This is a genomic window from Phreatobacter aquaticus, from assembly GCF_005160265.1.
GTDB lineage: Bacteria > Pseudomonadota > Alphaproteobacteria > Rhizobiales > Phreatobacteraceae > Phreatobacter > Phreatobacter aquaticus.
Genome location: NZ_CP039865.1, coordinates 3,874,850 through 3,888,945 on the forward strand (window position 1 = coordinate 3,874,850; position 14,096 = coordinate 3,888,945).

At 66.4% G+C, this 14,096-nt stretch carries 13 protein-coding genes; 6 read left to right on the top strand and 7 right to left on the bottom strand.

What is annotated here, in order from left to right; translation table 11 throughout:
- Positions 1–43: 43 nt before the first annotated feature.
- Together E8L99_RS18400 and E8L99_RS18405 are read right to left on the bottom strand one after the other, a co-directional pair.
- Positions 44–892, bottom strand: a complete 849-nt coding sequence (locus E8L99_RS18400) for an MBL fold metallo-hydrolase (protein ID WP_137100916.1) — start codon at positions 890–892, stop codon at positions 44–46.
- Entirely contained in the window at positions 889–1,902 is a 1,014-nt protein-coding gene (locus tag E8L99_RS18405; RefSeq protein ID WP_168201725.1) for a Bug family tripartite tricarboxylate transporter substrate binding protein, read from the bottom strand. The genes E8L99_RS18400 and E8L99_RS18405 overlap by 4 nt, the downstream gene beginning before the upstream one ends.
- Positions 1,903–2,139: 237 nt before the next feature.
- On the opposite strand from E8L99_RS18405, the gene E8L99_RS18410 reads away from it, so the two are divergent.
- The 6 genes from E8L99_RS18410 to E8L99_RS18435 all read left to right on the top strand — a co-directional run bounded on the left by E8L99_RS18410 (position 2,140) and on the right by E8L99_RS18435 (position 8,072).
- Complete coding sequence (locus tag E8L99_RS18410; RefSeq protein WP_137100918.1) at positions 2,140–3,048, top strand: LysR family transcriptional regulator; 909 nt, start codon at positions 2,140–2,142, stop codon at positions 3,046–3,048.
- Positions 3,049–3,162: 114 nt separating this feature from the next.
- Entirely contained in the window at positions 3,163–4,272 is a 1,110-nt protein-coding gene (gene atzD, locus E8L99_RS18415; RefSeq protein ID WP_137100919.1) for a cyanuric acid amidohydrolase, read from the top strand.
- Positions 4,269–5,483 (top strand): FAD-dependent oxidoreductase, encoded by a 1,215-nt coding sequence (locus tag E8L99_RS18420; protein WP_137100920.1) that lies wholly within the window; start codon positions 4,269–4,271, stop codon positions 5,481–5,483. The genes atzD (E8L99_RS18415) and E8L99_RS18420 overlap by 4 nt, the downstream gene beginning before the upstream one ends.
- 26 nt (positions 5,484–5,509) lie before the next feature.
- Positions 5,510–6,484 carry an ABC transporter substrate-binding protein gene (locus E8L99_RS18425; protein ID WP_137100921.1) on the top strand — a complete coding sequence of 325 codons (975 nt, stop codon included), beginning with the start codon at positions 5,510–5,512 and terminating at the stop codon, positions 6,482–6,484.
- A gap of 11 nt (positions 6,485–6,495) precedes the next feature.
- On the top strand, positions 6,496–7,308 hold the full coding sequence (locus E8L99_RS18430; RefSeq protein ID WP_137100922.1) for an ABC transporter ATP-binding protein: 813 nt from the start codon (positions 6,496–6,498) through the stop codon (positions 7,306–7,308).
- Positions 7,305–8,072: an ABC transporter permease gene (locus tag E8L99_RS18435; RefSeq protein WP_137100923.1), complete on the top strand. Its 768-nt coding sequence runs from the start codon at positions 7,305–7,307 to the stop codon at positions 8,070–8,072. Before E8L99_RS18430 ends, E8L99_RS18435 begins: the two co-directional genes overlap by 4 nt.
- 6 nt (positions 8,073–8,078) lie before the next feature.
- Here E8L99_RS18435 and E8L99_RS18440 read toward each other — a convergent pair whose 3' ends face one another.
- The 5 genes from E8L99_RS18440 to E8L99_RS18460 are packed head-to-tail and all read right to left on the bottom strand — an operon-like array spanning position 8,079 to position 14,096.
- Positions 8,079–9,446, bottom strand: a complete 1,368-nt coding sequence (locus tag E8L99_RS18440) for an amidase (protein ID WP_137100924.1) — start codon at positions 9,444–9,446, stop codon at positions 8,079–8,081.
- Positions 9,443–10,540: a cyanuric acid amidohydrolase gene (gene atzD, locus E8L99_RS18445; protein ID WP_137100925.1), complete on the bottom strand. Its 1,098-nt coding sequence runs from the start codon at positions 10,538–10,540 to the stop codon at positions 9,443–9,445. Before atzD (E8L99_RS18445) ends, E8L99_RS18440 begins: the two co-directional genes overlap by 4 nt.
- 21 nt (positions 10,541–10,561) lie before the next feature.
- Positions 10,562–11,485: an ABC transporter permease gene (locus tag E8L99_RS18450; protein WP_137100926.1), complete on the bottom strand. Its 924-nt coding sequence runs from the start codon at positions 11,483–11,485 to the stop codon at positions 10,562–10,564.
- Positions 11,486–11,487: 2 nt separating this feature from the next.
- Positions 11,488–12,579 (bottom strand): ABC transporter permease, encoded by a 1,092-nt coding sequence (locus tag E8L99_RS18455; RefSeq protein ID WP_137100927.1) that lies wholly within the window; start codon positions 12,577–12,579, stop codon positions 11,488–11,490.
- The gene (locus tag E8L99_RS18460; RefSeq protein WP_137100928.1) at positions 12,576–14,096 is read right to left on the bottom strand and encodes an ABC transporter ATP-binding protein; all 1,521 of its coding nucleotides are present in this window, start codon (positions 14,094–14,096) and stop codon (positions 12,576–12,578) included. The genes E8L99_RS18455 and E8L99_RS18460 overlap by 4 nt, the downstream gene beginning before the upstream one ends.

Genomic DNA, 14,096 nt, shown 5'->3' on the forward strand with positions numbered 1-14,096 from the left:
AACCCGCGAGACGATTGGCCGCCGACAAGCGCACGGGCCGCCGTCAAACCTCGACCTCGGTCAGGTCCTGCCCGATCACGATCCGCCCCGAAAAGTCGCGCGCCACTTCCTCCCCCAAGACATCGAGCATGGCGGCATCCGCGCGAGGGCGATGATGGGTGAGCACCAGCGTCTTCACGCCCGCCTTGGCCGCGACCTTTCCGACCGTATCGCCGCAGGCGAGCGTGTAGCGCGCCAGGCGGCGGAAATGCTCGCTGGTGATTTCCGGCGTCGCGAGGAAACAGCACATCACCAGCACGTCGGCGCCCTTGGCCAGCCGGTCGAGCCCTTCGCAGGGCACGGTATCACCGCTGATCGCGACGACCTTGCCCTCCGCCTCGAAACGATAGCCATGGCAGGTCCAGCGCTTCATGAAGGCCTCGGGAATGCCGAGGCCATTTCCGTGGCAGACCGTTTCAGCCGAGACCTTCCACCGGCCGGTATCGACAACAGGTCCGGCAATGACATCGGTCGCGATGACAGGTTTCCAGCCCCCCATCGCCGGCTCGCCCTTGTCGCGCCACATGATGTCCTTGTCATAGACTTGGGTCAGCAGGGTATTGACCAGTCGCTCGGTGTCTGGAGGCCCATAGATCTGCAGGGGGCCTTGGCGGCCGCCCATCCAGGTCGCCAGCATCACGTCATAGAGATCGCCGATATGATCGAAATGGTGATGCGTGATGAAGACCGGGTTCACTGCCGCCAACGGAATGCCCGCCTTGACCATCTGAACGGTCACGCCGCGGCCGGCATCGAACAGGATGTTCTCGTCGCCGAGACGGATCAGCGTCGTTGTCGCCATGCGCTGCGGGTCGGGCCGCGGCCCGCCGGTACCGAGCAGGATCACCTTCACCGGGCATCCTCCATCGTGAAGCCTGTCGCCCGGATGACCCGGCCCCACCGCTCGTAATCGGCGGCGATGATGGCCGAGAACTCCGCGGGCGTGTCGCTAACTACCTGGACATCCAGGCGCTCCAGCTGCGCGCGGACGGCGGGATCGGCGAGGGCTGCACGTATCGCTGCATTCCATCCATCGATCATGGCCGCCGGAGTGCGGCCCGGTGCGAAGAACCCGTACCAGAGTTCGGCAGTCTCCATGTCGCCAAGGCCGAGCTGAAGTTCGGCGAAGGTCGGGACGTCGGGCAACCGCGGCGACCGGGCTCGGCCGGTCACCGCCAGCAGGCGTGCCGTACCGGCCCTGTGATGCTCCATCAGGCTCGCCGTCGTATCGAAAACGGCTTGCAGCGAGCCGCCGACGAGGTCGTTGAGCGCTGGCGCCGACCCCCGGTAAGGCACATGGGTGAGATCGAGGCCGGTGGCCTGGTTGAACATGATGCCGAGGAAATGCGAGGGCGTTCCGGCGCCCAGCGAACCGAAGCCAGCCTTGCCGGGATTGGCGCGGACGAAGGCGATGAATTCGGCGGCATTCGCGGCAGGCACCTGCCGCCCGATCGCCAATGCGAACTGGAACGTCGAGAACCGCGTGATCGGCGCAAGATCCTTCAGCGGATCGAACGGCAGGGACTTGAAGATGAAGGGATAGAAGGCCGTGGCGACGATCGGCGCGGCCAGAATGGTCGCACCATCCGGCTCGGCGCGCGCAACGGCCTCGGCAGCGATGCGGCCGGCGGCACCCGGCCGGTTCTCGATGATGATCGTCGCTCCGGTCGCAGCCCGCATCTTTTCGGCGATTGTGCGGACCATGATGTCCAGCCCGCCACCAGCGGGAAAACCGACGATGATCTTCACAGGCCGATCGCTCGGTTGAGCCCCGAGCGGCGATCCGACAGCCAGAATGGCGAGACAGGCCAAAGCCATCGCCCCGACCCACCGGTGAAGGGGCCGCAAGAAGCGCTCGGTCATGTCCATCATCTCCCCAAAACGGCAGGCCGACAGCTGGTAGCCTGCGGCCGACGCAGGGTGGACAATGCCCCGGCGCGGCCGAGGCGAACAGACGCCCCGGCGCATCGCCCCTCCCCGCAGCCGTCATGCGTCAGAGCCCAGGCCTGAGATGCCAGTGCGACCGCTGGTCCTTGCAGCTCATCTTCATCGGGAGGACGGGCACTGCCAAGCGGAATGGTTCTTGCGTGACGAGCAGCGATGCTGCCGCCACCAAAACTGTTCACCTATCTGGAAGCCGTTGCCAGAGCCGGGTCCATTCGCAAGGCCGCGGCAAGGCTGAATGTCGCGTCCACAGCGCTCAATCGCATGGTGCTTGACGCGGAGGGCGACGTCGGGACACCGCTCTTCGAGCGTCTGCCACGCGGCGTCCGGTTGACCGCCGCCGGCGAGGTCCTGATTGCTGCAATCCGCCGCAGCCTCGCCGACCTTGCTGCCAGTGCCTCCCACATCGAGCAATTGCGGGGTCTGGTGCGCGGCACCGTCCGCATCGCCTGCGCGGAAACCGTGGCGCATGACATGGTGCCCACCCTGATAGGCAGGTACCAGAACGAGCACCGAGGCGTTCAGTTCGTCGTCGAAAGTGGCGCGACACCCGAACTGGTATCAGCGCTGTTGGCGGACCGTTCCGACCTGCTGATCGCCCATGATCCGCCGCCCAATCCTGCCCTGGCCGAACTCGCCAGCGCGCCTCAGACCCTCTGTGCACTGGTCAGGCCCGATCACCCGCTGGCAAGCCACGGGAAACTGAGACTGGCAGACTGCCAGCCCTATTCGGTCGCTCTCGGGCTCCAGAGCTTCGCGAGCCGACGCCTGATCGACCAGCTCGCCGCCAAGCTGAACCTGACCTTCCGGGTGGCCATCGAGGCGGGATCCGTCCAGACGCTCCTGGCCTTCGCACGCGAAACCGGCGCGATCTGCTTCCAGTTCGCCAGCGGCACAAGGCGTGACGTTGCCTCGGGCGAACTCGTGGCGCTGCCGCTGATCGATCGCGACCTCACAAGGAGCCGGCTCGTTCTGGCAACACGGCGCGGGCGGTCGCTGCCGATTGCCTCCCTCAGCATCATCGAGATCGTCCGCCAAGCGCTGCAGCAGGCCCCGGAGATGTGAGCGCAAAATGCGCGCAGTCTGCATCAAACTTGATCCTATCGGGCTGCAGTCGCCCTTGCCAGATTGACGCTCGAACGCGCGATTGTCCCATCGCGCGGTGCCACAAGAGGTCCGATGCGCGCCGATGTCCTGCGATTGCCGATGGCCCATCCAGGCGACCTGTCGGCGCTTGATGTGGCGATCGCCAGCGGCCGGGTCGAGGCTGCAAGCATCGTCGCGATCATCGGCAAGACCGAGGGCAATGGCGGGGTCAACGACTTCACGCGCGGCTATTTCACCCAGTCGCTGATGGCGCTTCTGGCAAGCCACACCGGTGAAACCGCCGCGACGCTTGCGGGCCGCATCCCGTGCGTCCTCTCGGGCGGCACGGAAGGCGTGCTCAGCCCGCATTATCTGGTCTTCTCCCGCACGGGCGATCATACGAGCGTTTCAACCGGTCCGGCGCTCGCCATCGGCACGGCATTCTCTTCGCCAATGGATCCGGCCGATATCGGCCGGCGTGCCCATGTCGAGAGCGTCGCCGCGGCGGTCCGCGCCGCCATGGCCGATGCCGGCATCGATGACCCCGCCGAGGTTCGGCTGGTTCAGGTCAAGGCACCCTGCGTGACCTCGGCGCGGGCCGAAGCGGCCAGGCATGCCGGACGCACTGTTCTGACGGCTGATCCAGGGCGCTCCATGGCCTTCGCCCGCGCGGCTGGAACCTTGGGCGTCGGCCTGGCGCTTGGCGAACTTTCTGCGCCGTCCGAGGCCGCGATGCTGAGCGACTTCACGGTCACCTGTGACAGGGCGAGCATCTCCTCCGGCGTGGAGGTCGAGGCCAACGAGGTCATCGTGCTCGGCAACAGTCCGACATGGTCAGGCCCCTTACGCATGGCCCACCGCCCGATGGCCGATGCGCTGGACATTGCCGCTGTCGTGGCTGCCCTCGACGATCTCGGTCTCGATGCCCGGCCACAGCTGACGCCAAGCGACAAGGCTCGCATTCGCGGCGTGCTGGTCAAATGCGAGCCGGACCGGCGCGGCATGATCCGTGCACAGCGCCACACCATGCTCGACGATACCGACATCAATGCCCAGAGGCACATTCGCGGCGCGGTCGGCGGACTGGTTGCCGGTGTGATCGGTGACACCCGCATCTTCGTGTCGGGCGGCGCCGAACACCAGGGCCCGGATGGCGGCGGGCTGATTGCGATCATTGCCGAAATACCGGGGAGCTTGTCGTGAAGATCGTCATCGTCGGTGCTGGCGTCGTCGGCTCCATTCTGACCCGTTCCCTGTCCGCCCTGCCCGGCATCGAGCTTGTCTGCCTCGAAAAGGTGTCCCGCGACGACCAGTCGGAGGCCGGAACCGGCCTCAACATCTGCCCCAATGCCGTGAAGGCCATGCATGGCTTCGACCGCGCGCTGCACGATGTCATCGATGCCGCGAGCCTGCCCTGGCGGTCGTGGCGCGTTTCGCTGACCAATGGCCGCGAATTGTTCAACCTGCCGATCTCCAGCGTCTCGCAATTTCACGGCTGGCGCATCCGCTGGTCGGAACTCTATCGGCTGCTGCGTGACGAGGCAGGTCCCTCGGTCCGTTTCGACTGCACCATCCTGAGCTTCGGCGCCATGCTCGGTGGATCGCAAAAGACCTTTGTCGAATGGGAAGAGCATGGCACCCGTCACCGGATCGACGATATCGACCTTCTGATCGGCGCCGACGGTCGCTATTCGGCGATCCGCAAGCACTTCTCGGGGGCGCCGCCCGTCACCCAGATCGGCGTCTCGATCTTCCGGGCGCTGGTTCCTGACACGTCAGCCGGGCTGATCGACGATTACGAGCAATGGTTCAACGGCCATCACCGCCTGCTCGCCTTCCGCGTGCCGCCGGGCCACATCTACATCGCCGGCACGTTCCCGATCGACCCAAACTCCACGACAGCGGAGGCGCTCAAGACGCCGGAGGCCATCCGCGCCGCCTATACGCCGGCCGACGGCCCGCCGGGCGCGCAGGCGCAATGGATGATCGACATCGTGTCGCGAGATCCCGCGGCCCTTCATTGGGCCCGCGTTCAATATGCCGATATCCGCTTTCACGAAGACACGGCCAACGTCCTCTATCTCGGCGACAGCGCCCACGGCATGGTGCCTACCCTCGGTCAGGGGGCGACCCAAGCTGTCGAGGACGCCTGCGTGGCCGCAGCCCTCATACGCCGGGAATGGCAAGCCGGCCGGCGCGATCCGCAAGCCTGGCTCGCACTGATCGATGACGCGCGGCGAGAGCGGGTTCGCTACGTGATGGACCTGTCGCTGGAGGCCAGCGACACGATCCTTGCCGGCGGCGACCCGGTGGCCGGCAGTTTGCATAAGGTTGAACCTGACTTCCTCGCCAAGCTCGAGAGGCTCTACGGCGACGTCCATGTGCCCCAAGTCCCAGACCTCGCCACCGCGTGACACGCCTTAATCCCCGGAGATCGATCATGAAGCGTCGCGACTTTGTCTCCCTCTTCTCGGCCAGCGCACTCGGCCTCGGACTTGGTACCCGGCAGGCCTTTGCGGCCGACAAGGTCAAGGTCGGCGTCTTCCCGTCGAGCTCGGCACTGCCCTATTACGTCGCCCTCAAGCGGGGCTATTTCCGCGAGGTCGGCATCGAGACCGAGACGGTGGTGCTGGCCACCCACCCGCTGATCGTCCAGTCGCTGGTGACCGGCGCGATCGATGCCGCGACCAATCTGGTGACACTCGAAGGCGCCAATATCAACGCGCGGCGCCCGAACACATTGAGCTACATCTCGCTCGGCGGGCAGAATTCCAAATACATTGTCGAACAATTCGTGGTGAAAGCGTCCTCGACCGCCAAGACGCTCGCCGACCTCAAGGGTGCCAAGCTGTTCTCCGCGCCGGGTCCGGCCAATATCGGCGCGGCCAAGGCCGTTCTGAAAGCCGTCGGTCTGACCGAGAACACCGACTATACGATCCAGGAACAACAGCTCGGCGTGCAGCTCGGCGCCCTCCAGTCGGGCAATTTCGACGGCGGCTACACCCTGGAACCCATTGCCAGCATCATGATCCGCAATGGCGTCGGTCGCAGGTTGGAGGCGGGTGTCATTTCCACCCACCTTCTCGGCAACCCGCAAGCCGAGGCCTATGCCGCCGGCTGTGCGCTCTCCGGGCCGCTGCTGAAGGATCGGCCTGACGTCGCCAAGCGCTTCGCCGCCGCCTGGTCGCGCGCCGCGCAGGACGCCAATACCGACGTTGCCGCCCGCGACCTGCTCGCCGCCGACATGAACGTGCCTGCAGATCTCGCCCCGACCGTTCCGCTCGCCCATTTCGTGCTGACCAAGGACCTGACGGCGGCCCAGCTCGGCGATTTCCAGAAATTCCTCGATATCGGCACATCGCTCGGTGTCGTGAGTGGCAAGGTCGACGCCAAATCGATCGTCGCGACGTTGTGACAGCCGCCGCAATGGCTGCCGCATCCCCCTCAGCCAAGCCCGACAAGGATCGCTATCGCTGGTTCCCGCCGGGCACCCACATCACCGTGCGCGGGCTGACCAAGCGGTTCGAAGGCACGACGGTCTATGAGAATTTCGATCTCGACATTCCCAAGGGCAAGATCGTCTCGGTGTTCGGGCCGAACGGCTGCGGCAAGAGCACGCTGATCAACATGATCTCGGGCATCCTGCCCGTCGATGCCGGACAGATCCTGTTCGACGGCAAGTCGCTCGCCGAGACCCGCATCGGCTACGTGTTCCAGAACTATCGCGAAGCGGTCTTCCCCTGGTCGCGGGCCATCGACAATATCCGCTATCCGCTGCGGTTTCTCGACATGACCGCGCGCGAGCGGGACGATCAGGTCGAGAAGCTGCTGGCGAGCTTCGACGTCCAGCTCGACCTCTCGCGCTACCCCTACCAGATGTCGGGCGGCCAGCAGCAGCTGGTCTCCATCATGCGCGCCTTGGTCGTCGACCCCGAGGTGCTGTTCCTCGACGAGCCGTTCTCGGCGCTCGACTACGAGATGACCCTGTTCTTGCGCGAGAAGCTGCAGAAGGTGCTGGTGGAGCGACAGGTGACCACCATGCTGGTCTCCCACGACCTCGACGAGGCCATTGCCATGGCCGACGAGGTGCTGCTGCTGACCAAGAAACCCACCCGCATTGCCGAACGGATCATGTTCGGCGCGGCCCGTCCGCGCGACGAGGACACGACGCTGGGCGCCGACTTCATCCAGGTGAAGGCCCGCAGCCTCGAAATCTTCCGCAACGAGGTGCGCAAATGACCCTCCTCTCGCGCCTTCTCGAGCGGACACGGCCCCTGATCGGGGTCGCCGTGCTGGTCGCGGTCTGGGCGCTTGCCCATCAGCTGCGTCTGGCCGATCCCGTCCTCCTGCCCTCGCCGGCTGAATCCTTCTCCGCCTTCTGGAAGGATCTGACCGTCGGCACGCTCTGGGCCGATTTCTCCAAGACGATCATCCGCACCACGGCGGCCTTTGCCATCGCTTTGGTGATCGCTGTTCCCGTTGGGGTCGTTCTCGGCTCATCCGAGAAGCTCTACCGGTCGATCGAGTTCCTGATCGATTTCTTCCGCTCGACGCCGGCCTCCGCCATGTTCCCGCTATTCCTCGTGCTGTTTGGCGTCGGCGAGCGCACCAAGATCGCGGTCGCGGCCTTCGGCGCGGCGCTCGCCATCCTGTTCAACGTCGCCTATGGCGTGATGAATGCCCGCAAGCAGCGCCAACTCGCCGCCAAGGTGATGGGCGCCAATGCGTTGCGCGTGCTGACCGATGTGACGATCTGGGAATCCCTGCCGCAGACCTTCGTCGGCATGCGCACCGGCGTCTCGATCGCGCTGGTGATCGTGATCGTCGCGGAGATGTTCATCGGCTCGACCGATGGCCTGGGGCAGCGGATCATGAACGCCCAGATGGTGTTCGACATGCCGCAGATGTATGCGGCGATCTTCGCCTCGGGCGCGCTCGGCTATGCGCTGAACCTGTTGTTCCTGATCGCCGAGCGCCGCTTCGTCCACTGGGGCGGCAAATAGCCGCCCTCAGATCTCCGGCCAGGGCAGCGGCGGAGAGATCGCCTCATAGGCGGCAGCGACAGCGAGAAGCGCGCGGTCGGAGCCCCGCCGGCCGCAAAGCTGGAAGCCGATGCGGCTTCCAGCTGCGGCGGGCGCCGACGGCAGGGTGACGGCCGGAATACCCAGCGCATTGGCAAAGACGGTGAACACGGCATGGCCTCTTGGGCCCACCGGCTGGCCGTCGATTGTCGGCGGATGGGTCGCACCGATCGGCCAGGCGAGCGCGGCAATGGCCGGGGTCAGCATGAGGTCATGGCCCTCGAACAGCTCGGCGAAGCGCTGCTTTGCCTGCCCGATCGCGATCAGTGCGCCGAGATAGTCGGTGGCGGATGCGTCCCTGACACCGGCGGCCATGTCGAGAGCCGCCTGCCCCACCCGGCCGGCATGATCGGGATATTGATCCAAGAGCCAGGCCACACCGGCACGGCTGATGACCGGCCAGACGTCATTGGCGAATTCCGCAAGATCGAACGCGTCGATCGTCTCGACCTGATGGCCAAGTTCACTGAACCTGGCGGCAGCGGCGGCAACGCTCGCCGAGATCTCCGGGTCGACCGGTGCGCCGGCAAAACTTCGGATGTGCAGGATGCGCTTCGGCCCGGCTTCCGGCGCGCTCGCCGGCCAGGATGCACCGCCAAGAATGGCCATGGCGCTGTCGATATCGGCAACCGTGCGGCCGATCGGGCCGGCCACCTCGAAGTCGTGCAGGATCTCGGGAAACCCATGGGAACGCTCGATCATGCCCGTCGACGGCTTGAAGCCGATGAGCCCGGCATGGGCGGCAGGACGGCGGATGGAGCCGCCGCCATCGGTGCAGAGCGCCAGCGGGCCGATGCCGCTGGCAACCGCCGCGACCGCGCCGCCGCTCGATCCGCCGGGTGTCGTCGCCAGGTTCCAGGGGTTGCGCGTCGGACCGAACACGGCGTTGTCGGTGAAGCCCTGCACCGTGAATTCCGGCACATTGGTCTTGCCGAGAATGATGGCGCCGGCCGCCCGCAGCCGCGCGACCGGGCTTTCGTCGCGGGTCGGCACATGATCGGCGAACAACGGGCTGCCCCAGACCGCCGGAAGGTCCTTGACCAGGATGTTGTCCTTGATCGTCCAGGGCACGCCGTCCATCGGCCCGAGAGCCCTGCCCGCCCGCCAGCGTGCGGTACTGGCGGCAGCAGCAGCGGTCGCGCCTTCGCGATCAAGCGCGATGACCGCGTTGATTGCGCCGTTGACCGCGTCGAGACGGCCAAGCACCGCGGCGAGGATCGCATCGGGCGTGGTCTCGCCGGCCGCATAGGCCGCGACGAGATCCGCCGCCGAGCGGCGCCAGAGCGGCCCGCTCATATCCGCACGATCGCCGCGATCGGGGCCTCGCCCGGGCCGCACTGATGCTCGGTTCCGCCCGAGACGAAGATCGCGGGATCAAGCGTGATCGAGGCGATCACAGCTCCGACGGCGGCGCGCGCATGGCGCTCGTAGTTGATATCGGCATCCGACAGCATGGTGTTGCGGCGGCCGCGAATGCGCCCTGTCGGGCTCGCCTCGGCTTTTGCGAAGACGCTAACGATCCGCCCCGCCTGTTCCGCGTTTGGCGTGCCTTCGAACACCAGACCCGCCGATTGAAGCGCCGCGCGCACGCCGTCCGCATCAATCGCATCCTTGAGAATGCCGTGGCCGATGCGGAAATCGCTGGCGGAGCTGGGCGAATTTCCAAACAGCAGGACCTCGCAATCGCTGAGTTCGCCGCCGGCCGAGGTCGAGGCGACGCTGGTGAACAGCGCCATGTCGCGAGCGATGACATCCGCCGTGATCTGATCCTCGCTCACCTCCCCCAACGCCAGCGCCACACCAAGCGCCATGGCGCCGCGGGCATAGGGCTTGGAGCCGTTCGGGTCGCGCGTCACCGTTACGGCACCTCGCGCGTCGGCATCGGAGATGGATGCCGGCGTCAGCAAGGGGCCCTTGACCTGAACGTAATGAACGTCGGCGCCATCCGCGATCGCCGCCTCGGCGAGCGCCCGGCGTACGGTGGCGGCCACTTCCTTCACTTGCGCGACCGTTCCGACCTCTTCCGGAGCAATCTTCCGGCTGATCGCCATACCCATGGCGAGGCGCAGCGTGCCGTCCGCGAAACCTTCGGACGAGCGGGTGAAGATGGTCGCATGCGGTGACAGCACGCCCTCGGTGCCGCCGGACCAGACGAAGGCGATGCGCTTGCCGACCTCTTCCTGCGGCAGCCCGAGATGACGGCCGATCAGCAGCTGGTAGCAGAGCGTGGCATAGCCGCGCGTGAAGTCATTGGCGCCGCCATTGCCCTCGGTCTTTCCGATCAGCGCGACGATCTCGGCCGGATTGACCGCGCCCTTGTCGATGAGGCCTGCCAGTTCCGAGACATCGCTCGGATTGGCCATGGCCACCTTCCACACTCCGATCTTCACCTGGATATCCTCCGGACTTCTTCAATGCTTCTGGAACGGTGCGCCGATGGCGGCGGGCATGCGGGCGGAACGACCGACGCCGGCAAGCAGCGCCAGCGCCAGGAGATAGGGCACCATCTGGATCACATAGGAGCTCACCGGCAAGCCCAGGCCTTGAATCCGGAGCTCAAGTGCGGCGACCGCGCCGAACAGCAGGCAACCGAGCATGGCGCCGACCGGCGTCCAGCGTCCGACAATGATCGCCGCCAGCGCGATGAAGCCGCGCCCGTTGGTCATGCCGTCAGTGAAGGTGCCGACCTCCTGCAAGGCCAGCGTTGCGCCACCGAGCCCGGCCAGCGCCCCGCCGCCGGCAATGGCGGCGATGCGCACGAGGATCGGATTGCTGCCGGCGGCATGGGCCGCTTCGGGATTTTCACCGACTGCGCGCAGGATCAGCCCGCCACGCGTCTTCATCAGGAAGATCCAGACCGGAATGACCAGCAGGAAGGCGGCGTAGATCACCAGCGGATGGCGGAACAGGACCGGCCCGAGCAGCGGAATGTCGCTCAGCCACGGCACCGGCACCACCGGCGGGATGGTCAGGCGGATGACCGGGGCTCGCCCCCCGAACAGCCCGCGCAGCAGGAAGCTGGTGAGGCCAAGGCTGAGGATATTGATCGCAAGGCCGGCCACCATCTGGTCGGCCCGGAACCGCGCAGTCGCGATGCCGACCACGAGACCGAGCAACGCGCCTGCCATCGGCGCAACGAGGAAGCCAATGAGGACATTGCCGCTCATCAGGGCGGCAACCGCCCCCCCGAAGGCCCCGGCCAGCATCATGCCCTCCACGCCGACGGCAAAGGTTCCGGCGCGTTCCGACAGAAGCCCTCCGAGCGCCGCAAACAGCAGCGGCGTGGCGATCCGGATCGTCGCGGTCAGCACATCGATGAGAGTTCCGATCTCCATGGTCAGACCTTCCGCTCGGCGCCGCCAATGCCGATGGCGCAGAGGACAAAGATCATGGTCAGCCCCTGGATGACGAAGACCAGTGAGGACGGCACGCCGACCTCGCGCTGCATGGCAAGCGCGCCGGCCTCCAGAAAGCCGAGGAACAGGCCGGCCGGGAGCACCGCCAGCGGATTGAGCGAGGCGAGAAGCGCCACCGCCACCGCATTGAAGCCGAAGCCTGCGGAAAAGCCCTCGATCAGCCGGAGATGGACGCCCAGCACCTCGATGCCACCGGCAAGCCCGGCAAGCCCACCCGCGAGCAGCATGACGCGCATCGTCGCCCGCGGAACCGAAAGGCCCACATAATCGGCAGCCGACCGGCTCTCCCCCATGATGCGCAGCCGGAACCCAAAGGTCGTTCGCCAGAACAGGACATGCAGCGCCACCACCACAACAACCGCCAGAAGGATCCCGATATGGAGATCGGTCCCGCTAATCAGCTTGGGCAGCCGAGCGACACGGGCAATCAGGGGCGATTGGGGGAAGCCCGCGCCGGGCTCGCCCATGTCGCCATGCAACACCTCGCTGACCAGCAACACTCCGACGAAATTGAGCAGCAGCGTGCAGAGCACCTCGTGGACGCCGCGCTTCAGATGGACAATGGCCGCAAGTCCTGCCCAGATCGCCCCACACAGTGCGCCAGCCGCCAGTGACAGCGGCACGACAAGAACGACAGGCAGAAGCGCGGCGTTGAGGGCGATGAAGGTCGCCCCGATACCGCCCACCGCAATCTGGCCCTCCGCGCCGATATTGATCACCTTGGCCCGGAAACACAGCGCGACACCGGCGCCGGCCAGGATATAGGGCGTCGCCTTGTTGATGCCGAAGATCACCCGGTCGAGCGACCCGAAGGCGCCCCGGACCAGCGCGCCATAGGCCGTAATCGGATTGGTGCCCGCCAGCAGGATCAGACAGGCCGTCGTTGCCAGCGCCAGCGCCACCGCACCGACCATCAACAGGGACGTGCGCGCAGACCCGGACAGCGCGTCCACCAGGCGATCGATGCCGCGCCGATGTGAGGGCGAGGGAACAGGCTCGGCAACAAGGCTCATGCGGCGGCCTCGGCAACGCCATGCGCGAACCCGACGCCGGCCATCAGCAAGCCGATTTCCGTGACATCGACCTTGTCGCGCTCGATGGCTTCGGACAGGAGGCCACCATGCATGACCGCGATCCGGTCGGAGATCGCCAGGATCTCCTCAAGCGAGGATGCCAAATAAAGGACCGCGCCGCCGGCATCCCGGAGCGCCAGGATCTGATCGATGACGAAGCGGGTCGCGCCGGGATCGAGCCCCCAGGTCGGCTGGTGGGCGATCAGGACCTTCGGCTCGCGTCCGATCTCGCGGGCGAGCACGATCTTCTGCTGATTTCCCCCCGACAATGTGCGCGCCGGCTTCGATCCGTGCGCCACCTTGATCGAGAAGCGCTGGATACGCTCGGCCGCGCGCGATGCCAGCGCCCTGCCCCGGAGCCAGCCACGGTGGGAGAACGGCGCGCGGTCAAACTCCCTCAGCGCGATGTTGTCGGCAACGCTCATCGCCGGAACGAGTGAGGTGCGCGCGCGATCGACCGGGATATAGGCGAGACCGCGCGCCAGGCGCGCGCTGACGGACTCCCCAGTGATCTCTTCTCCGTCGAGCAGAACCATTCCGGCCCCCGCGGAGCGCAGCCCGGCCAGGACATCGGCGAGTTCGGTCTGGCCGTTGCCGTCGACGCCAGCAATGCCCAGCACTTCGCCGCGCCGGAGCACGAGGTCGATGCCATTGAGCCGCTGGCGATGCGGTTCAGCAAAGCGCAGAGCACGCGCCTCCAGCACTGTGGGACCGGCGACGCGCGCACGCCGCACCAGGGGTTCGGTCACGTCGCGTCCAACCATCATGCGGGCCAGATCGGCGCGCGTGGCGCCTGCCACGGGCGCGCGGCCGGCAACCTGACCATCGCGCAGCACCACCACCTCGTCGCAGATGTCCAGGACTTCGTCGAGCTTGTGGGAGATGAACACCACCGCCCGGCCCTGCTCGCGCAACCGGTGCATCACCACGAGCAGGTCGCGTACCTCGGGCGGCGACAGGTTGGACGTCGGCTCGTCGAGGATCAGAAGTTCCGCGCCAAGCACAATCGCCTTGGTAATCTCGACGCGCTGGCGTTGGCCGAAAGCGAGGTTTTCGACCAGATCGTCCGGATTGACTCCCAGGCCATAGGTTCGGTTGGCCTCGGAAATGCGCCGCGCGATCTCGGCAGGCTTCAGCCAGGGACCGCCGTCGCGCCAGCCGAGCGCGACATTCTCGGCAACCGTCATGGCGTCCACCAGCGTGAAATGCTGATGGATCATGCCGAGACCGGCGGCCAGCGCCTCCCGCGGGGTATGCGCACTGAGGCTCTGGTCACTGAACCGGATCGTGCCGGCATCGGCCCTCACGATGCCGAACAACACCTTCATCAGCGTCGACTTGCCCGACCCATTCTCGCCGAGCAGGCCGACGATCCGTCCGGCCGGGACATCGAGATCGATGCCCTGGTTGGCCCGGACGGAACCATAAGCCTTGTCGATGCCCCGCATCTGCAGCAT

Coding starts and splice junctions, on each gene's coding strand:
- E8L99_RS18405 (WP_168201725.1), bottom strand. CDS start 1,902: ATGACCGAGCGCTTCTTGCGGCCCCTTCACCGGTGGGTCGGGGCGATG.
- E8L99_RS18410 (WP_137100918.1), top strand. CDS start 2,140: ATGCTGCCGCCACCAAAACTGTTCACCTATCTGGAAGCCGTTGCCAGA.
- E8L99_RS18455 (WP_137100927.1), bottom strand. CDS start 12,579: ATGAGCCTTGTTGCCGAGCCTGTTCCCTCGCCCTCACATCGGCGCGGC.
- E8L99_RS18460 (WP_137100928.1), bottom strand. CDS start 14,096: ATGCTGCAGATGCGGGGCATCGACAAGGCTTATGGTTCCGTCCGGGCC.
- E8L99_RS18425 (WP_137100921.1), top strand. CDS start 5,510: ATGAAGCGTCGCGACTTTGTCTCCCTCTTCTCGGCCAGCGCACTCGGC.
- atzD (WP_137100919.1), top strand. CDS start 3,163: ATGCGCGCCGATGTCCTGCGATTGCCGATGGCCCATCCAGGCGACCTG.
- E8L99_RS18430 (WP_137100922.1), top strand. CDS start 6,496: ATGGCTGCCGCATCCCCCTCAGCCAAGCCCGACAAGGATCGCTATCGC.
- E8L99_RS18450 (WP_137100926.1), bottom strand. CDS start 11,485: ATGGAGATCGGAACTCTCATCGATGTGCTGACCGCGACGATCCGGATC.
- E8L99_RS18440 (WP_137100924.1), bottom strand. CDS start 9,446: ATGAGCGGGCCGCTCTGGCGCCGCTCGGCGGCGGATCTCGTCGCGGCC.
- E8L99_RS18435 (WP_137100923.1), top strand. CDS start 7,305: ATGACCCTCCTCTCGCGCCTTCTCGAGCGGACACGGCCCCTGATCGGG.